Source organism: Stenotrophomonas sp. 17(2023) (genome assembly GCF_030345315.1).
Classification (GTDB): Bacteria; Pseudomonadota; Gammaproteobacteria; order Xanthomonadales; family Xanthomonadaceae; genus Stenotrophomonas; species Stenotrophomonas acidaminiphila.
Genome location: NZ_CP128405.1, coordinates 3,270,099 through 3,290,722, shown reverse-complemented (window position 1 = coordinate 3,290,722; position 20,624 = coordinate 3,270,099). Strand labels below are relative to the sequence as shown.

Genomic DNA, 20,624 nt, shown 5'->3' with positions numbered 1-20,624 from the left:
CGCCCGTGCGGCTTCTCCACGTGAGGTGAGTTGGCCGCTGCAAGAGCTGCGCTGTGACGGGCATGCAGATCTGCGCTGGGCTCGCGCAGCTCCCACCGGGTTTTTGGCGCGGGGTTGCATTCACCATCTGTACTGGACGCCCATCTGTGCGTTGACGTCGCGGAAGCCCATGCCACCGCTCTGTCGGCTCAGTTCACCCCAACCGCGCCAGCCGGCGGACAGTCCCATCTGCACGCCCGCCTTGGCTTCGTAGATGTCGTGCGGCAGCTGTCGCCGCAACCGCTCGCCGTCCATCGCCAGGCCTGCGCCATTGCCGCCGGACCACCAGTTCACCACCACATAGGGATGTACCTGGCCCTGCGCCGGGCTCAACCCACGGCTGTACAGGCGCAGGCCGAGACGGGTGCTGGTTTCGCCATTGCCGCGATCTTCGACCACCGTGCCGTTGGCCTCGACCACCCGCTCGCTGTCATAGCGGCTGTGCACCAACTGCAGTTGGGGTTCCAGGTAGATGCCACGTTGCGCGCTGTGCCGCAGCGGCAGCACGTAGCCGGCCTCGGTCGAAGCACTCCAGCTGCGGGCGCCATAGCGTTCCTTCTGCAGGCCTTCGCCCTGCACGCTGTTGCGGAAACGGCCGTACTGCAGCCAGCCATCCACATAGGCGCCGCCTTCCATGCGTGCGTCCTGCAGCCAGGTCGCGTACGCGCCAACGCTCGTGCCGGTGACCACGCCACGTGCGGTGTAGCCGGTCACCTTCGAACGGCTGTCATTGCGTGCACGGCCATGGCCGACCATCGCGCCGGCCTGCAGTTCGCCGCCGCCCGCCTCGAATCGACGCCCCACGCCCAGGAGCATGCTGCTGATCTGCGCATCGACCTGGACCTGCCGTCCTTGGTCATGGCTGTCGGGCTGCGCGTTGCGAAGATGCAGCCAGCCCACGACTTCACTGCTGCTGCTGTCGATTCCGGTGGCGGGGTCACCGGCACGGTCGTGCAGGCCATGCCGGAACATGCCCAGCGCAGCGGCACGGTTGGCCAGGTAGACCGCCGGCTCGGGACGTTCCACTTTGGGACGCGGCGGATCCACCGGGTCCACGGGATCCACAGGGTCCACAGGGTCCACTGGGTCCACGGGATCCACGGGATCTACCGGATCCACAGGGTCCACCGGGTCCACGGGATCCACAGGGTCCACGGGATCCACAGGATCTACCGGGTCCACGGGATCCACAGGATCTACAGGATCCACGGGATCCACTGGGTCCACAGGATCCACTGGGTCAACCGGGTCCACCGGGTCCACCGGGTCAACGGGATCTACCGGGTCAACGGGATCCACCGGGTCAACGGGATCCACCGGGTCAACCGGGTCAACCGGGTCCACGGGATCCACCGGATCCACCGGATCCACCGGGTCCACCGGGTCCACCGGGTCCACGGGGTCCACGGGGTCCACGGGATCCACCGGATCCACGGGATCCACCGGGTCTACGGGATCCACGGGATCCACGGGGTCCACAGGGTCCACAGGATCCACCGGGTCTACGGGATCGACCGGATCCACAGGATCCACGGGAGGCACATACTCCGAGCGTAGGTACCAGTTGCCGTCGTCCGGGCTCGACACGCCTCCCTTGAACAGGAAGTAGTCGTACGCACCGGCCACGGCGCGGCCCTGCAGAACAAACTGCGCATCCGACTGGCCACCGACGGTGATCAGGCGGATACCCTCTTGGGTCAGGGCGCCGGCACCGCCGGCATTGCGCACGCTCACGCTGGCGGTGCCGCTGCTGTTGCCGTTGATCACCAGCCGATCGCCCGGGGATGTGTCATCGCCCAGCGCGCGGTTGAAGATCCACGCGCCGCCATTGCCCACGTAGTCGCCACTGACAGTGACGGTCTTGAAGTCGCCCGCCGCCCCCGTATCGAAGGCGATGGTGCCGGCATGTTCGAGCATGCCGACGCTGGAGTCGGCGCGTACGTTCCATTGGCTGCTGCCATCCATCGTCAACCGTGCGACCTGGTGGCCGGAGTCGTCGCGCAGCGCGCCGCCGAACGTGGTGCCGTTGCGCAGCATCATGTGTACGTCAGCCGTCGCGCTGTCGACCACCACGTCACCGTGCAGCGTGCTGGCATCGGCAGTGAACTCGATGCGGCTGGTCGCCACGCTGCTGCCATCGGAAAACACGGTATCGCTGACCCGCAGCAGGCGGCCGCTACCGTCGCCTGCGGTGACGTTGCCGCCATTGACGGTCAGCGCATGGTTGCTGCCCTGCAGCCAGAACGCGGTACCGTTGGTGGTCTCGATGTGGCTGTCGTTGAATACGGCGCGGTTCCAGTACGCGCCGAACGCGGTCAGGTAGGAGCGGTAGCCGACGCTGTTGCTGCCGCTCATGCGGATGTCCAGGCGGTCGGCCTGGGACAGTCGTGCCGTGTTCATCTGCACGATGCCGAACACATTCTCACCGTCGCCGCGGATCGTGACGTTGTCGAGCAGTGCGCTTGCGGCGGAGCCGCCGAGAAACACGCCGCCACCCCCGTTGCCGCGTACTTCGATCACATTGCCGGTGGCTTCGATGCGGCTGGCGGTCGAGCCGGTGGAGCCGGTCACGCGTATGCCATACGTCGAATCGCCGTGCGTGGTGATCCGGCCGCCCTGCACGGTGGCGACGCCACCGGCGATCTCCACGCCGTAGCCGTAGATGTCCGTCCAGGTGTCGACGGTGCTGTCGATCAGCTGCAGGCGCGACTCATCGCTGGACAGCCAGAATCCGGAGTTGCCTGCGCGGACATCGAACGCCGCGTCGCGGGCGGTCAGCTTGCCCCAGCTGTTGATGTTCACGCCGTAGCCGCCGACGGTATGGAAGCTGCCGCCGTTGATCACCGCGCTGGAATAGGTCTTGTCGAGGCTGCTGCCCAGCAGGCGCATGCTGCCACCCACCGAATGTGCCTCCACGTTCTCCAGAAGGATGCTGCCGCCGCTGTCGATGTCGAACAAGCCACCTTCCAGGAAGGTGTCGTAGAGCTCGGCACGACTGCCCACTCCATCGACGGCGATGCCGGCGAGGATGCCACCGGGGGCTATGCTGATCCGGCTGCTGCGGATTGTCAGGATGCCGGCGCGGTCGGCGCGCAGGCTGCCGCCCTTGCCGGCACTCATCACAAGATCGGACATATGCAGCTCGCTGCCACTGCCCGATGCACCGGCCAGCGTTCCGCCACCGGTCGTCGCCAGGCGGCCCCCGGTGTAGCGGATGATGCCGCCGTTGTACGCTTGGACGCTGCCGTACCCACTGCCGTTTCGCGTGGCATCGATCTCGACGTCGTGTGCTTCGATCACGCTGCCAGCGCCGTTGGCGTACAACGCATAGAAGCCCGTGCCGGTGGCTGGCGCTATCGACAGCGTCGCACCGCGCAGTTGTACATGGCCGCCATTGGCAGCGGAGACGGCGCTGCCATTGCCGGTCACGTTGATGCGGCTGCCATCGATCAGTGCATTGCTGCCGGCACCGGTGACGGTCAACGCGAAGCTTCCCGCGGCCTGGGTCAGCACGTCATCCTCACCGAGCTGGAGGCTGTTGCCGTCGCTGACCTGCACGGGACCGGTGAGTTCGGCAGCGTGGACCGGCAGCGCCGCCCACAGGGAGGTGGCCAGCATGCTCGGAAGGAGCGGGGCAGGCGCGAGGCGCGCGCGTCCGGGCGCACGGTGGCGCCGTGTGGGGGAGGCGTACATGCTGATGTGCTTCCTGTGGCTGTGCGCAGCACGGCTGCGCGAACGGGTGCGGCTGGGCCGGGTCGCCGCGCAGGCCCCTGGTGGTGGTGGCAGCGCGCAGGCGCCCCCGGCACCCCACCCTCCGGTGGCATGGCGACGGAGGGCAGGCGCAGCGTGGCGGGATACGCCCAGACTAGGAATCGGCACCGCCGGATGGAATCAGGCGTTTCCTAAAGCCTCCGCAGGGCCGCCAGCGGAGGCAGGTTCAACCCGTAGCGGGGCTCAGGCGAACAGCGAGGCCTGCAGGCAGTACTCAATCAGCGCCTGGTCGCTTTCCACGCCAAGCTTGCGCATGGCGCTGATCTTCTGCGTACTGACCGTCTTGGCGCTGCGCTGCAGCTGGCGTGCGATGTCGCCCACGCTCATGCCGCCGGTGAACAGCCGGATCACTTCCAGCTCGCGGGGCGACAGGCGCGCACGGACCGCATCGGCATCAGCCGGCTCGCCAGCAGCCAGCGGCAGCAGCCCCGGGGGGCGATAGGCGCGGTCGGCCAGCACCACGCGCAGGGCCTGCACCAGCTTGCCCAGGCCATGGCTCTTGAGTACCACGCCGCCGGCACCGGCGGCATACATCGCGGCCACCAGCGATGGGTTGGACACCATGGTCAGCACCAGCAGGCGTGTGTCCGGGAAACTGCGGCGCAGGAACGAGATCAGCTTGATGCCATCGCCGAAATGGTCGCCACCGGGCATGCTGTAGTCGGTGATCACGGCCTGTGGCCGGGTCCGTGTCATCAGCTCGATCAACGTGGCCGGATCGGCGGCCTCGCCCACGATTTCCAGATCCAGTTCCCCGGCCAGCACATCGCGGATGCCGGCGAGCACGATCGGGTGGTCGTCGGCGATGAGGATCCGTGTGGTCATGGCGGGGTCGTGTCGTCAGGAGAGGATGGCATCGCGTCGTCGAGCAGGGGAGCCAGCAGCCGCAGCAGCCCGTGCTGGAATCCATCCAGGCGACCGGCCAGCGCAGCCAGTCCGTCACCCTGTGCGATGCGCTGCTCGATATGCAGGCCGCTGTCCACCAGCGCGGGTGCGCCGACGATGACCAGTGCGCCGCGGATGCGGTGCAGCACCTGCGCCACGCGGCCTGGATCAGCCGCGTTGATGGCGTCCCGCAGGCTGTCCAGATCGGCCTGCATGGTCTGCACGAACAGCGCCTGCATCTTCGGATTTACCTGGAGCGGAGGATTGGCGTCGTTCGCGATGACGTGCGCGGGCTGCGCCTGATGGTCTGCAACCGGTGGCTGGCCGTTCGTGATCCGGGTCAGCAGGCGCTGCAGCGCCTCCAGGGTGATCGGCTTGACCAGCACGCCCTGCATGCCGGCCTCCTCGCAGCGCTGCCGTTCGGCCGGGTCGGCATTGGCGGTAGCGCCGTGGATCGGCACGCTGACGCCGCGCGCGCGCAGTGCCCGGGCCAGGCCGTAGCCGTCCAGCCCGGGCATGTTGATATCGGTCAGCACCAGCGCGAACGCGCCCTGCTGCCAGTAGCCCAGCGCTTCGTTGCCATCGCAGGCGACCACCGCATGGCAGCCAAGTTGTTCCAGCTGGTCACGCAGGATCGCCTGGTTGATCGGATTGTCCTCGGCCACCAGTACCTGCAGGCCGAAGCGCCGGGTCGGTGGCAGGCGTCCCGCGGCATCGGTCGTCGACGGTTGCCCGCTGGCCGCGGCCAAGGCCATCACGATGGCATCGAGCCGATGCAGGCCGACCTGCCAGGTACCGTCGATCAGCTGCGGTTGCGTGCCGCCCTCGCGGCAGGCCGCCACGCGCGGGCTGCTTCCCTCCCACGCAGGCAGTGGGCCGTCCAGCACGAGATCGAGCAGCACCGCCGTCGGTGCCATGCCGGCCGCGGTGTCCTCCCGGTACATGCTGGCATGCGCGCCGCGTTGCTGCAGGCGCTCGCAAAGCGACTGCACCATTTCGCGCACGGCACCGCGTACCTGCACCTGCAGCTGCGGTGGCAGCCGCGGCGGCGGTGATTGCTGTGGATCCGGCTGCGCGGGTGGCAGCGGCAGGTCGACGCTGAAGCTGCTGCCCAGGCCGCTCTCGCTGACCACGCGCAGGTGGCCGTCCATCAGTGCCACGAGGTGCGCGCAGATGGCCAGGCCCAGGCCCGTGCCACGCATGGCGTCGGTCCCCGGGTTGGCCTGGAAGAACGGCTCGAACAGGTGCGCCTGGTGTTCACTGGCGATGCCGATGCCGGTATCGGCCACCTGCCACTGCAGCCAGCAGCGTTCGTCCTGCCAGCGTGCGGACAGACGTACCACCACGCGGCCGCTGTCGGTGAACTTCAGCGCATTGCTGAGCAGATTGTTGAGCACCTGGCGGATCCGAGCCGCATCGCCGCACACCGCATCCGGCACATCGGCGTCGATGCAGGCGTAGAACTGCAACCCGCTGTTGGCGGCTACGGCGGCGTACGAGTCCAGTGCATCCTCGGTCAGCCGCACCGGATCGAACGGGCTGGGCTCCAGGCTCAACTGGCCGGCCTCGGCCTTGCTCACATCCAGGATGTCGCTGATCAGCTGCATCAGGGTCGAGGACGAGCGCTGGATCGTGGCCAGGTAGTCCTGCTGCTTCGCGTCCAGTGGCGTCAGGCCCAGCAGTTCAAGCGTGCCGAGCACGCCGTACAGCGGGGTGCGGATCTCATGGCTCATCGTTGCCAGGAACTGGCTCTTGGCGCGGTTGGCCTGGTCAGCGGCACGCCGCGCCTGCTGCAGAACCTGCTCGGCTTCGTGCTGGCTGCTGAGGTCGATGAACAGGCACAGCACCGCGGGCTCGCTGCGATACCGCGCCTGTGTGGCGGTCACCAGCAGGTGGCGGCCTTCCGGCGTGGTGTAGGCCACGCCATCGCCGGCCGTGGTACCACCGGCGGCCAGCACGCTGCGGCGCCATGGGCCGTGCCAGCCGTCCGCGTTATGGTCTTCGCCCAGCCAACGGCGGGCGAGGGTGTTGTCCAGCAGGACATCGCCATCGGCACGCCGCAGCAGGCACAGCCCGATCGGTGCGTTGTCCAGGATGGTACGGCTGAAGGCCTCGCTTTCCAGCAGGCGTTCGTGGTTGCTGCGCAGCGGTTCGATGACCGACTGCCTATACGCGCGAAGGACCAGCGTGCCGCCCAGCGCCAGCAGCAGAGCGACAAGCGTCGCGCCCAGCAGCGGCCCCTGCGGATGCTGGAATATCTGTTGCCAACCGACGTGGTAGACCGCCAGCCAGCCGCGCTCGCTGCGCATGCGGAAGCGCAGGCCGTGGGCATTGGCCTGCCAGGACGTGCCGGCGTCGCTGGCATCGGCGGCATCTCCCAGAAGGCGCTGGCCGGCGGGGTCGAACAGCGACAGCCGCTCGAAAACCGGAACGCCCAGTACCTGCTGGTAGTCATCGACACGGGAGGGATCGAGCAGGCACGCCAGTGCCGCCAGCGAGCCGTCGTCGTCGTCGCTCCACAGGCGTGCATCCTGCGGCGCATGGGCGACGGCCAGCAGGCGGGTCTGGCCATCGCGCCAGGGCACGGGCATCCAGGCGATGCCGCCGCGCTGCAGGGCGGGTTGGTCGATCAGCGCCCGGTGGATGTCGCCGATCTGCGGGCGCAGGTGGTGCGGACTGTTCGGGCTGAGATCGGTATCGGTCATCTGCATCGGCGCCAGCAGGCCACGCGTGCCCTGACCATCGACCAGCAGGCATTGCGGCGGCGGAAAGTGCGAGGCCGACCAGAACGTGCCGTAGAAGCGCACGAAGCGATCCCCGAGTTCGGTCTGGGACGGGGTGATGTTCCTGTTGTTCCCGATCAGCACGAAGTTGGCGAACAGCGGGCCGCGTTGCTGCCCCATGCTGCCATCCGCCACCGGCTGCCCCTGGGTGCCGACATCGTGCAGGCGCCATTGCTGCAGGAAGCGTTCCTGCTCGCGCAGCGTGCCGTCCAGGCGGCGGAAGTGGAACTCGATCTTGCTGCGCTCGTCATTGAACAGCCGCGCGCCCACCGACAGCAGCAGCCCGGCCTGCAGCGTGGCCAGCACCACCACTGCGATCAACAGGGCATGGACGCGCAGTGAGCGGCGCGCGAGTCGGCGTACGGGAGCGGCCTCGGCCGGCATGGCAGGTCTCGGAGCAGTGGGCGGTCAGTGGCAACCGACGGCGCCCGGTGGGCGCCGCAGCACAGACAGGATCGTCAATGTCGCTTGACGGCTCCGTGAAGCCGGCATGCAGCCCACCTCAACGCAGGGCCGCCTGCGCCGCCTCGTCGGCGCGCGGCGCTTCATCGTCCAGCAGGCGGGTGAACTCCTCCGGGGGCAGCGCCTGGGAGATCAGGAACCCCTGCACCTGGCTGCAGCCGAGCTGGCGCAGCACCGCCAGGTCGGCATCGCTTTCCACACCTTCGGCCACGATGACCAGGCCCAGCTGATTGGCCAGCGCGATGATGGTCGCCAGGGTCAGATGCAGGGCCAGATCACGGGCACAGCCGCTGACCAGGGCCCGGTCGATCTTGACCTCGGTGAAGGGTGTGTTGACCAGGTTGTGGACCGAGCTCAGGCCCTGCCCGAAATCGTCCTGCGCCAGGCCGAAGCCCTTCATGCGCAGGCGGCAGGCACCGGCGTAGAAGTCGCTGACGTGCCGCGTGGTGCTGTTTTCCATCAGTTCGAAACACAGTTCGCCCGGCGTGCCGCCCAGTGCCAGGGTCATCGCCAGCAGCTCATCGGGCAGGTCGGACTGCTCCAGCAGATGCGGCGGAAGGTTGATCGAAACCGGCACCCGGAAGCCCTGCCTGCGCCAGCGTGCCTGCGCCTTGATGCTGGCCTCGAGCATCATCCGCAACAGCTCACCCTCGAGCCCGTGGCGGCATATCGCCGGCAGGAAGCTGCCCGCGGTGAGCGTACCCAGCTGCGGATGGCGCCAGCGTACCAGGGCTTCGGCAGCCACCACGCGGCCGGACTGCAGCGACTTCTTGGGCTGGAACCAGGCCGTGAGACTGCCGTCGACCATCGCCTGGCGCAGTTGCCGGGCGTCGGGCTCGGGCAGCACCGCGGCCTGCGCCGGCTTGGCATCCGTCGACGGTCGCGCCTGTGCCAGGGCTTCAAGCAGGCCCTCGACGTCGGCCGCCGCGACCGGCTTGGACACCACGCCGAGCACCTCCAGACCGAGCGACTCGGCCATCAGGCGTGCCGAAGCCATCATCCGCCGGGATGCCGTGCTGGCCACGGCCAGGCGTGGGGGTCGCGGTTGCGCGGCCAGTGCCTGGATGAACTGGATTCCGTCCTGGCCAGGCATCAGCAGGTCGCTCACCACCAGATCGTAGGAATGGCAGGCGCACAACGCGATCGCCGCCTCGACGTCCTCGCAGGCGTCGACCTGCACGCCGCCGCGGCTGCCGAATAGGTTGGCGAGGTAGCCGCGCTGGAATGGCTGGTCTTCCAGGATCAGGACACGCTGGGTCATGCGGGGTCTCCTTGGCATAGGGCGGTGATCGCCTTGCGCAGGCGGGCAATGTCGATGGGTTTGCTCAAGTAGCCCTGCATGCCACTGGCCAGGTAGCGCTCGCGTTCTTCGGCGGTGGCATTGGCAGAGGCACCGATCACCGGCACCGTATTGCCCTCATCGCGCAGCTGCCGGGTCAGTGCGTGGCCATCCATGCGCGGCATGTTGATGTCGGTGACCACCAGGTCGAAGGCCTGCTCGCGGCACCGCTGCAGTGCTTCCGCGCCGTCCTGGGCCAGGTCCACCTCGCAGCCCAGGGTCTGCAGCTGTTCGGCCAGGATCACCCGGTTGATCGGGTTGTCCTCGACCGCCAGCACCCGCATGCGCAGCGGCATGAGCGGTGCGGTGCCGTTGCTTTCCGGCAGCTCGGTACGTCGTTGCTGGAGGCTGGCCAGGGCGTTGCCGATCGCCGCCATGCAATGCAGGGACACCACCAGTCTGCCGTCGGCCGCCACCGTCGGCTGGTCACCGCCATCGATCGATGCCACCACCCGGGGGCCCGACCACGCCAGCGGCGGGGCCGCCTCGCCTTCCACCAGGATTGCGCCATCGTGGTCGAGCAGGGCCGGATCGCCCAGCAGCGGCTGCGCGTTGGCGCCCCACCGCTGCAGCCAGCCGCAGGCACAGTCGACCAGTTCGCGATCACGGCCACGTACCAGGATCGGAGGTTCCGGCTGCAGCGAAGGGCCATCGTCGGCCACCGGCAGCACCGGCAGCGGCAGGCGTACGCTGAAGCTGCTGCCCAGCCCGGGTTCGCTGACCACCTGCAGTTCGCCACTCATCAGCCGTACCAGGTGATCGCTGATGGAAAGGCCCAGGCCGGTGCCCTGCGCGCTGGCCGCGCCGCGTACCTGGCGAAACGGTTCGAACAACCGCGCCTGCTCCTCGGCGGGGATGCCCACGCCGGTGTCGGTCACCTGCCAGACCAGGATGCTGGACTCGGCTTCACGCTGTACCTGGCGCACGCGCAGCATCACACGGCCATGCTCGGTGAACTTGATCGCGTTGCTGAGCAGGTTGCCCAGCACCTGGCGGATCCTGTCGGCATCGCCGAGCACGCGCGTGGGCACGCCCGGATCGGTGCATACCAGGATCTGCAGCCCCTTGCAGGTGGCAGAAGCCGCGAAGCTGCGCAGCACGCTCTCGGTCAGCTCGCGCGGCGAGAAGGAAGTTGGCTCCAGGCTGAGCTGGCCCGACTCGATCTTGGTGACATCCAGCACGTCGCTGATCAGCTGCAGCAGCACCGAGGAGGAACTCTCGATGGTGCGCAGGTACTGCGACTGTCGTGCATCCAGTGCGGTGTGGCCAAGCAGTTCGAGCGTGCCCAGTACGCCGTACAGCGGCGTGCGGATCTCGTGGCTCATGGTGGCCAGGAAGGCGCTCTTGGCCTGGTTCGCGGCGTCGGCCGCCTGCCGTGCCGACGACAGCGCCGCTTGCGCCTGGCGATGCCGCGAGATGTCGTGGAAGGCACACAGCAGCACGTCATCGCCCTGGTAGCGGCAGGCGGCATGCAGTACATGCAGCTGCCGGCCGTCACGCGTGGTGAACTCCAGGCCGCGTCCACGCTCGCCGGCATGGCTGCGCCACGGTGCCTGCCAGTCGCTGTCCTGGCCATCCTCGCCAAGCCAGTCACGCAGCAGCTGGTTGGAGAGCAGCAGGTGGCGGTCATTGCGGCGCAGCACGCAGATGCCGACAGGTGCCATGTCGATCACCGTCGAATTGAAGTCCAGGTTCTCCAGCAGTTGGCGATGCTGCTGCAATGCCGGCTGGATGAGCGTGCGATCGACGCGATGGCGCAGCAGTCGCAGCGCGACGCAGGCCGGCAGCAGCAGAAGCGCGCAGAACAGCAGGGGCACGGCCAGGTCGCCCAGCAGCTGCCCGGGCAGCAGGTGGTAGACCAGCCGCCAGCCATCATTGCCGACGCGTTTCACCAGTGCCACGCCACGCGGCAGCCCGCCGCTCCACACCATGCCGACGCTGTCGTCCTGGCGCTCCGAGAGTGTCTTCCAGCCCGCGCTGTCCAGCCGCGGCGCCTGGCTCGACAGCGCGGGCCGCCCGCCATCGTCCAGCAGCGTGTAGCCGCCGATGCCGGGGCCATCGATCACGTCCGCCGTAGCGTCGCCATCGAGCAGCAGCATCAGCCACTGCATCGGATGGGGGCCGGCCTGTATCGGCTGGGCCAGTGCGATGCCACTGTCACCTGCGCGCAGCCAGTACACCGGGTCGGCACCCTCGAGGCTGCCGCCGCGCGCCTGCAGCACGCGCAGTGACGGCATGCGCGCCAGGTCGACGTCGGCGTCGCCTCCGGCAAGCCAATGCACGCCCATTGCATCGACCAGCAGCAGGCGCGTCTGCAGCGCCTGCAGCCTGTGCTCCATGCGGGCTGACAGCAGAAGTCGCTGGCCGGGCTGGCCGCCAGCCGCATCGAGTGGCAGCGGGCGCGTGCCCTCACTGTCCGCCGTGGATTCGTCCGGGTTGCCTGCCAGCACCGAATCGCCCAGGTGCCGCAGCAGGGCTTCGCGCTGGTCGAAGTAGTTATTTGCCTTGTGTGCGGCGGTGCCCGCTTCCTGGAGCCGCGTTGAGACGCTCGCCGTCCCCCTGATGAGGACATAGGACGAACATGCCAGGATGAACAGGAGAAATACAAGAATGGTCAGCAGGCGAGTGCACCTTGCCGCAAGTGTCAGCACTTCGGCACGTCCGTGACTCTGGCAATCACCCTTCAGCATCGTTGCAGCCTAGAGTGCAACTGCTCATGCCCACATCAGACGTTTCCTAAAGTCCGCCCATGTCTCTTCGCCCCAGTCAGTGAAATGCCCGGGAAGCGTCGAGCATGCCCTGGATGCTGCCTTTTCCAGGTGCACGGGACGGCCGGTCGACGCCGAGGAAGCCCATGCAGGGGTCCACGCCCTGTGCGGCGCAGTGGGCCATACAGGCGCACGCGGAGATCCTCGCGGCCGGTGCAGGGAATCGAAATTACGTCGTTCAATCCGGCGCGAACGGGTGCCTGCGGCAAGGCGTGGGCCCGTCGGTGCTGCCGCCAACGTTGCCGCGGCAGTCCGTCAATCCGGCTGCATCAGCGCGTCCCGCGCGGATGGGTTCCGGCGCCTTTGAACCACTCCAGAATCTCCGCGTGGGCACTGCGCCAGCTACCCCGGAGTCCATGGTCATCACCCGGGTAGACGACCAGCCTGTGGGGACGGCCAAGTTGCTGCAGCCGGGCAGCCATTGCGATCGGGTCCTGGACGCTGACGCGATCATCGGCTTCGCCGTGCAGCAGCAGCACCGGCATGCCGGCGGGTAGCTGCTCCGCCCAGTGAAACGCGGAGCGGGCTGCCAGCGCGGCCTGCCGATCATCTTCGTAACCGGGAATGCGGGCGCTGTACACGCGCTCCATCTCCGGACGGGAGGCCAGTCCGGCGAGCAGATCCGAGACCCCGCCTATCGTTGCCATGGCGGTGATGTCGCTCCGTTGGCGCGCGACCAGGTAACTCATCATCGCCCCGCGGCTTTGTCCCAGAAGAAAGATGCGCTGGGCATCCACACCGGGCATCTCCAGTGAAAGATCGATCAGGCGCATGACATCGTTGACGTCGTTCCCCCCGAACTCGTCCGCATCCCGGTACTGGCTCGCCACCACCATGAAGCCCGACTTCGCAAGAGGCAGGAGTTTCATGAACACCTGGAGAGGATCGAGCTTGCCGTAATTGCCGTTTCCGCCGCGGTTGTAGACCAGCAGCGGCAGCTTCCCGGAGGCGTCCATCATGCGTGGCCGGATGACATAGGCGAGGACGATCTGGCCATCGCTCGAGTACGAGACAATGCGGCAGTCGAACGCGGAACGCGCGAAGGAGAATGCCCTGGCCGGGACCAGGGACTGCAGCAGTGCCTTGGGTATCGGCTTGTCCCCGGCGTTTTTGTGGACCGAATCCAGCCAGCTTTCATGGTCCGGCGTGGACGCAAAGCAGTCGGTTTGCGACAGGAAGGTGGGCGAGGTTGCGACCGGACTGCCGGCAGCCGTGGGCACGGCAAGGACCAGCGTCGCCGCGAGCACGGCAATCAAAGTGCGAAACATGCGGGGTTCCCCGTTGGAAATGGAAGCGGCGGAAGCTGGCGGCTGCCAGTGCGCCGCGTCAGTCGTCAGTGGTGAGCGAGGGGTCGTGGACGAGAAGATCGCCAGGCTGGCAGTCCAATGCCGTGCAGATCGCTTCCAGGGTGGAGAATCGAATGGCCTTGGCCTTGCCCGTCTTCAGGATCGACAGGTTCGCCAGCGTGATGTCGACGCGTGCGGCAAGCTCGGTGAGGGTCATTCGACGGGCGTGCAGGAGTTCGTCGAGGCGCACGACTATGGCCATGTCAGATGGTCCCTTCGAGATCCGTGCGCATGCGTGCTCCGTGCGTGAACACGCCGGACAGCACGAACAGAAGCAGCACGGCAAGCCACGGCGTCGGCGATAGACCGTCCATTTTCCCCGGTATCGAAGCGAACTTGGTGATGGCAAGCACTGCCAGCCGGAGCAGCTCGATGGCCAGCACGCTCCAGGCGATGGCACTGAGCCGCTGCGCGTTGGGCAGTATGAAGGCTTCGCCGCCGCGTACGCTGTCGACGATCGCAAGCAGGCGCCGCAGGATCGTATGCACTATTGCAGCGCCGACGATGCCAACGAGCATGATCGCGCGCATGCCGAGTGGCGCCCGGGGGTCCATCGTGGCGAGGTCGAAGCCCAGTGGCTTCCACGGCCAGCCTTCAATGAAGAAGCTCGCGCAGAGCAGGCAGAGAATGGACACGGCATAGAGCAGGTTGAGGACGGTGAGCCCGAGGATGATGGGGCGGGTCACGGCCAGGGCTCTGGCGGGCATGCGATTCATGGCGGGCTCCGTGCGATGTGTTGTTAAACGATATGTGAGATATCGTATATCAATAAATATGCAGGAAGTCATGCCTGTACACAACGGCCAGGATCGCTGTTCCACGGAGGACCGGCGGCACGCCGGCACCCGGAGCTCGCAGGTCGCAGGTGGAGCCGGCTCCGGCGGTTCCATCCTGCGGCGGCCGCCGCCTGCCCGGCAGTGCCTGTTCTGTCTGTGGCAACAGCCGGAGCATTACGGGGAACGGACTGCCCGGTCCGTTGCGGTTCGCGCATGGACACAACGGACGCCGTGCAAGGGCATGGCCGCAGTGCCCGGCGACGTCGGGCACCGCGTGTCGCAAGCGTCACCTGGGCGGTCGAGAGCCATTTCCTGGCGCACCGGTCATCCCGCGCACTGCGGGACCCGCCGGCGGACGGTGACTATTTCATCGCTTCGAGCGGAATCAGCGCGAGCCAGGCCAATGCAAGGGCGAGCCACAGCCATCGCCATGCACCCATGCCGCGCCAGGCAAGCCGCCAGGGACCGTGCTCAGGTTTCATGACTTCTCCGCTTGCGTGCCGAACGGAACGCGTCCGCCACCCGCAGCCCGTACAGATAGACCCCCGTAAAGCTGAGCGCGGTGAGCGCCGTTCCCGCCAGGAACCAGAGCAGGCGCACCGGCCACCCGCCGAATGAGCCGAAATGCAGCGGGTCGGCCATCTCGGCGATACGCTGGTGGAGGTCCAGGGTGCGGCCGTCCTGGATCCCGAGCAGGCGGCCATCGCGCAGATCGAAGCCGGCCACGTTGGCGCGATCGCGCACGAGCCAGGCCTGTGCCTGTCCATCGATGAGCAGGCCGGTCCCTGCCGTGCCGGGCTGCATGCCGGCCACGCGCAGTTCCGGCCAGTGTTGCCGCAGCAGGGCCACGGCGCGGTCGATGGCTGCCGGGTCGGCCGGTGCGGATGCCGCGCTCCCGTCGTTGCCAGGCAGGGAGATCTTCGGGGGCGGTGCGGCCTTGCCGCCCAGCGATTCGACGAGATACCACCCGCCCGTCAGCGCGATCAGTGCCACGAACCAGAGGCTCCACACGCCACACAGGCGGTGGATGTCGCCCCACAGGCGGCGTGGCCGGTCCGCGCGCGGCCAGCTGAAGAAGCCACGCCACCAGCGCTTGTAGATGAAAAGACTGCTGACCAGCGAAAGCAGCAACGGGATCGCCAATGCCGCCACCAGGGGCACGCCGTACTTGACGGGCAGCATGAGGTGGCGGTGGGTGTTGCGCAGCAGACGGTGGACGTTGAACCAGTGCGTATCGCCGGTCACCTTGCCGCTGTACGGATCGACCCAGACGAAGCGCAGCCGGCCGTCATCGGTACGCATCTGCGCGCGTGCGGCGAAGCGTGAGGCATGCGGCGCGCTGAGTCCCTGCAGTGTCCAGGTGGGATGGGCACGCTGCACGGCGTCCACCATCGTGCCCCAGCTCGCACGCTGGCCGCCCGGCGTGACGCGCATTTCCGCGTGCAGCAGCCAGTCCAGTTCCTGGGCGAACACGGCCAGCGTTCCGGTGAAGCAGACAAAGCCCATGAACAGGCACAGTTTGAGTCCGATCCAGCTGTGCAGATCAAACCAACGGCGCCTGCCGGCCGCTTTGCGGGGCGGCTCGGGCATGGACGGAAACGCGCTTGCTGGCGATGGCTGGCGCATGCGGTTCAGAACGCGTACGCCGCCTGCAGGTAGAGCCGTCGCGGCTCGCCCGGGAAGTGGCCATTGCGCTTGATGAAGCCACTGGCCGCATAGACCCTGTCGAACAGGTTCTTGATGTTGGCCTGGAACTTCCAGTCGCGCCATTGCGTCTGCCAGCTCAGGTCGAAGACCGCGTAGGACTTGACCCGCTGCCCGTCCAGGCTGACGCGCTCGCCGGTGTAGTCGGCGCCGAAGCCCAGGGCCGATGCAAGCGCGGGAATGTCATAGCGCGTCCACAACCCCAGCTTGTTGCGTGGCGCGTTGGCGAAGCGGTCGCCCGATGCATTGGTGATGCCATTGCTGCCCGCATCGACCACGCGCGCGTCGTTGTAGGCGTAGGCCAGGTTGACGACCCAGCGATCGGTCACGTCCGCCAGCAGGTCGACCTCCAGTCCTTCGCTGCGTACCAGGCCCAGCGTCGCCAGCTGGTTGACGCCGCCCACCACCTCGCCGGTGGCCTGGACGATGTTGCTGCGCTCGATCCGGTACAGCGCCGTGTTGAGCGTCAGCCGTCCCCCGGCCAGCAGTGTCTTCAGGCCGACTTCCCACTGCCGGCTCTGTTCGGCATCGAACGGTCCGCCCGCGGCCGGGTCCTGGTTGCCGGTGGCCTGCGGCACGAAACCACTGGCCACGCTGGCGTAAGCGTTCAGGCCTTCGCGCAGGACGAAAGTGCTGCCCAGGCGCCAGCTGAGATCGTGGCCATCCACGCGGGTGCCGGCGATCAGGTCTTCGTCGCGGAAGCCGTCCCAGCGCAGCCCGGCCAGCACGTACCAGCGCGGCGTCAGCGTCACCTCGTCCTGCAGGTAGCCGCCGTAGCGCAGGCCGCGGGCACGCGTCTGGCGCCAGGGCAGGGCGTCCAGGCCGTAGTCGTTGTGGGAGGTGACACCGTAGGCCGGGTCGAACAGGCCGATGCCCGGCACCGGGCCGGCATTGCGCGGCAGATCCGCGCTGTTGGCCGTCTGTGCGCGGAAGTCGGCGTCGGCGCGATAGTAGTCGGCACCGAACAGCAGTTTGTGCTCGGCGCCGCCGGCGGAAAAGCGCCAGACCGCATTGCCGTTGGCGGCATAGGCATCATTGTCGCGGTACTGGTTGCGCAACTGGCGCGTCATCCACTCGGCCGTGCCGTCGCCGTCGCGGTCAATCAGTCCCATCGGTTCGTGGTAGATCTGGTGCTCGCTGTTCTCGAACCAGCGGGCGGCGAAGTCCACATCCCACGCCGGCGCTGGCGAGAACCGGTATTGCGCGAGCACCACCTTGGCCTGCATGTCGAGGAAGTCGGTCGCCTCGTTGTGGTTCCAGCGGCGGCTGGCAAGGAAATCGCCGCTGTCGTTCACCGGAACGCCGCGCAGCCGGTTGCCGCCCAGGGTCTGCGTGATGTCGGTGTACTGCAGCGTCAGCTCGCCCGTCCCGCCGACCTCGAACGCGACCGAGGCGTCGCCGATCACACTCTGGCTGTCCGCATTCCAGCGCACGCCTTGTTCACCGTCGGCATAGGCGCCAAGCCGGTAGCGCACGCTGCCGGACGCGGTGATCGGACCGGTTGCCTCCAGCGACCCGGCGGCGAAGTTCTCGTTGCCGACCTGGATCTCCGCCCGCCGCTGTGCCTGGGCCTGCGGCTTGCGGGTGACGTAGTTGATCACGCCGCCTGCATCGCCGCCGCCATACAGGGCGCCGGCCGGGCCCTTGAGTACTTCCACGCGTTCGATGTTGAACAGTTGGGGCACCGAGAAGCCGGCATAGGGATCGCCGCGCAGGCCGTCATAGAGCACGTTCTCCTGGCGGAAGCCGCGCAGGGTGACGCCGGCATAGCTGAAGAAGCTGATGCCGCTGATGCTGCGGTAGAGGTCGGTGACCTGGCGGGCCGCCTGGTCGTCGATCAGTTCCCGCGGCATGACCTGCACCGACTGCGGTACCAGCGCGAGAGGCGTGTCGGTCCGGGTAGCGACCACCGCATCATCCGTCTTGTACAGGGTCAGCGCCCGACCCAGCACCCGGACCGAATCCAGCTCCGTCACATCTGGGGCCGGCGCATCCACGGGGGCCGACTGGGCATGCACCTGGAAAAGGGCCAGGGAAAGCGACGCGGCCAGCAGGGCGCGCGGAAAGGGGCGGTGTTGCATTGGGGAATAATAATGCGAATGATTATCAAGACTATCAGTCTAGCACCTGTCCCTGCCGATGGCAGCAACGACAGCCCAAAAGATGGCGCCGGCCCGGGCGGATGCACCCCGACGGGCAGCCAATGCCGCCGTTCCCACACCGCCAGAACCGGAGGATCGGCATGTCTGCCGGCGACCAGGAGTACCCACCCGCCAACGCGTGCGCCGAGGCGCACGGCGACGCAGCGTCGACTCCGGTGGGGATGCTGTGCATCGCTGCAGCCAGCCTGGCCATCGAGCGCCTGCGGAAGACGCCGGCGGTCTTGAGCGTGCCCATGGGGGAGCGGCCATGCATCGGGGGAACGTGACGAAGCCATCACCGCTGGCGATACCGCCCGGTCGGTTGTTGGCGCCGGCTCGAGGCCGCGATGGAGAACTGTGCGGCGCGGGTCGCAGATTGCCCGCGCCCGGCCATGCGCCGGACCAGGCATGGCTGCGGCCTGCGGCCCGTCTGCGGGGGCCGGTAGTGCGGTATGCCACAGCCGCAGCTGTCGGCAGCCTAGAGCCGGGAAGCGGCTCTTTGCGCGCATGGCCCCTACGCTGCTGTGGAGTGGCTGCAGGCGCGGCGTCCTGCGCGCGCCACGAGCGTCCGCCCCCTGTTGTCCGGCAACGCTCTGGCCCTCTCTTGCCGGGAGCGGCATTGCCAGCGTGCGATGGCTCCGGTGCCTGGCGCCGGAGCCATCCAGCCCGCCGAGATCCACGTCGCGCCGACACTGCTGATGCAGGACCGCGGAACGGCGCCTGCATCGAAGTGCCAACAGCGATCCTTCCCGGCACAGCGATGGCCTGTCCGTCGCAAGAACGCTTCCTCGTATCCATCGCGGATCTCGATGCGGACCCTGCCCAGGCCGGGTCGACCATGAGAACCGTGGCGACCCGGCGCGCCGCATGCAGGCAGCACTTCGACCATGGTTGGGCGTGGCTTTCGTAATGCCATTGCCGTGTCCTGGCCTGTCGCCGCGTGTCGCGTGGGGACATCCATCGCGCGGGAAAACAAACTGTCCGTTCGTGACGCGGACGTAAAATGGAAGGCGATTCCAGAAGGATTTGGTTGTGCTCCAGATACCGCCGTCCCGCACCAGTTCACGTCGATCAATGCGGCAGGAAAGGACCAGGACCATCCTGTCCATTGCGGGGGGAACCTGCATCAGCCTGGGACTGGCGTGGACGTTCTGCTATCTCCACTTCGGGCGTGGCGACCTGTCGCTGGTGTTCGTTGGATTGATCGCAGTCGGGATATTCGCCCTCCATCGCGTTCCGCGCAGTGACACGACATCGCTGCTGATCGTCGCCAACGGCATATTCCTGGTGGTCTGCGTGATCTCGTTGATCGATGCCCCGGTCGCGTGGGTGCCGCGCTCGGCCCACTTGTTCCTTCTGCCGCTTGCCGCCGGGGCGGCGTCCACGTTTGACGCGCGCGAAAGGTATGGCTCGCTCTTCTTCCCGCTGGCATGCCTGGGCATGTTCTCGGCGTTCGCGATCGGGGCACTCGACCCGCTTGCACCTGGCGTGTCTCCTCCGCTGGAAGTGCGCGCCTGGGGCGCCAGGCTCAACACGGCGTTCTCGATGGCACTGCTGGTGGTGGTCTTTGCCATCTATCGGAACGACATAGGCAGGCGGCTGCGTCTGGAGCGCGAACTTGCGCGTGCCGTCCGGAAAGGGGAGTTCGAAGTCCACTATCAGCCGCAGCTGCTCAGTAGCGGTGCCATTACCGGCGCGGAAGCACTGGTACGCTGGCGTCATCCCTCCGGCACCCTGCTTGCACCCGATTCATTCATCCCGGTGGCGGAGGACAGTTCCCTGATCTGTGACCTTGGGCTGGAAGTCCTGCGTCAGGGCTGCGAGACCTTGAATGACTGGTCGCGCGACCCGGCAACCCGCGGGTTGAAGCTGGCGGTGAATGTCAGTCCCATGCAACTGCTGGACGATGAGTTCCTGGCCGCGGGGGCCGCGCTCATACGCTCTTCCGGCATCAACCCCGGGCTCCTGGAACTCGAGCTGACCGAGTCGGCACTGTCGGCGGATGCCACATTGGTGGCCAGCAGGATGACCGCGTTCGAAAAGATGGGCGTTACCTGGGCCCTGGACGATTTCGGGACGGGATATTCCTCCTTGTCCACGTTGCGCGCGCTGCCGGTCCGGAAGCTCAAGATCGACAGGCGATTCGTCGATGAAGCGGTCAAGCAGGAGGGCGCGCGGCGGCTGCTGGGCAAGATAGTCGAGATATCGCAGGTGATGGGCATGGATGCGCTGGCCGAGGGCGTGGAGACCATCGAGCAGCGTGACCTGCTGGTCAGTCTCGGCTGCACGCACTTCCAGGGCTATCTCTTTGCCCGCCCCATGCCGGGTTCCGCCTTCAGGCAGTGGCTGGTCGAACACCAGCCCCTGCATCGAACGGCGGGTGCGGAGTATGCGGCGGCGGAGTGACCCGGCAGCGCCGCACCGTCCATGATCGCCGCGCGCGTGGAGCGCCGAGGTGCGCGTGAAAGCCGCCAGAGCGCATGTACCCCGGGGATCGGACGGTATGGCCGGCAGGCCTGCGCACGCACGGTGCGGCAGCGTCGCCAGGAAACGGGGAGCCGCCCTGTTCCATCGGTCCAGACGGCAGCGCCATCAGGGGTGACTACAACC

General features: G+C 67.5%; 11 protein-coding genes. 1 reads left to right on the top strand and 10 read right to left on the bottom strand.

The genetic code is table 11. The features are described 5' to 3' along the window. Positions 1-120 precede the first annotated feature (120 nt). From QQA12_RS14900 to QQA12_RS14855, 10 genes are all read right to left on the bottom strand, one after another. On the bottom strand, positions 121-3,732 hold the full coding sequence (locus QQA12_RS14900; protein WP_226049713.1) for a DUF4573 domain-containing protein: 3,612 nt from the start codon (positions 3,730-3,732) through the stop codon (positions 121-123). A gap of 261 nt (positions 3,733-3,993) precedes the next feature. After that, positions 3,994-4,635 (bottom strand): response regulator, encoded by a 642-nt coding sequence (locus QQA12_RS14895; protein WP_054668019.1) that lies wholly within the window; start codon positions 4,633-4,635, stop codon positions 3,994-3,996. After that, positions 4,632-7,790: an ATP-binding protein gene (locus QQA12_RS14890; RefSeq protein ID WP_226049963.1), complete on the bottom strand. Its 3,159-nt coding sequence runs from the start codon at positions 7,788-7,790 to the stop codon at positions 4,632-4,634. The genes QQA12_RS14895 and QQA12_RS14890 overlap by 4 nt, the downstream gene beginning before the upstream one ends. A 190-nt stretch (positions 7,791-7,980) precedes the next feature. Next, entirely contained in the window at positions 7,981-9,201 is a 1,221-nt protein-coding gene (locus QQA12_RS14885) for an EAL domain-containing response regulator (RefSeq protein WP_226049712.1), read from the bottom strand. Beyond that, entirely contained in the window at positions 9,198-11,969 is a 2,772-nt protein-coding gene (locus tag QQA12_RS14880) for a response regulator (RefSeq protein WP_233324875.1), read from the bottom strand. The genes QQA12_RS14885 and QQA12_RS14880 overlap by 4 nt, the downstream gene beginning before the upstream one ends. A 347-nt stretch (positions 11,970-12,316) precedes the next feature. Continuing rightward, positions 12,317-13,315, bottom strand: a complete 999-nt coding sequence (locus QQA12_RS14875) for a prolyl oligopeptidase family serine peptidase (protein ID WP_226049710.1) — start codon at positions 13,313-13,315, stop codon at positions 12,317-12,319. A gap of 58 nt (positions 13,316-13,373) precedes the next feature. Beyond that, complete coding sequence (locus QQA12_RS14870) at positions 13,374-13,595, bottom strand: helix-turn-helix transcriptional regulator (protein WP_056932395.1); 222 nt, start codon at positions 13,593-13,595, stop codon at positions 13,374-13,376. Between the two features lies 1 nt (position 13,596). After that, positions 13,597-14,109 carry a DUF2975 domain-containing protein gene (locus QQA12_RS14865; protein ID WP_161809425.1) on the bottom strand — a complete coding sequence of 171 codons (513 nt, stop codon included), beginning with the start codon at positions 14,107-14,109 and terminating at the stop codon, positions 13,597-13,599. 531 nt (positions 14,110-14,640) lie between these two features. Further along, positions 14,641-15,795, bottom strand: a complete 1,155-nt coding sequence (locus QQA12_RS14860; RefSeq protein ID WP_233324874.1) for a PepSY-associated TM helix domain-containing protein — start codon at positions 15,793-15,795, stop codon at positions 14,641-14,643. A gap of 5 nt (positions 15,796-15,800) precedes the next feature. Next, on the bottom strand, positions 15,801-17,849 hold the full coding sequence (locus QQA12_RS14855) for a TonB-dependent siderophore receptor (RefSeq protein WP_226049708.1): 2,049 nt from the start codon (positions 17,847-17,849) through the stop codon (positions 15,801-15,803). Positions 17,850-19,046: 1,197 nt separating this feature from the next. Between QQA12_RS14855 and QQA12_RS14850 the strand changes: the two genes are divergently transcribed. Continuing rightward, positions 19,047-20,420 carry an EAL domain-containing protein gene (locus QQA12_RS14850; RefSeq protein WP_226049707.1) on the top strand — a complete coding sequence of 458 codons (1,374 nt, stop codon included), beginning with the start codon at positions 19,047-19,049 and terminating at the stop codon, positions 20,418-20,420. The last annotated feature ends 204 nt before the right edge of the window (positions 20,421-20,624 follow it).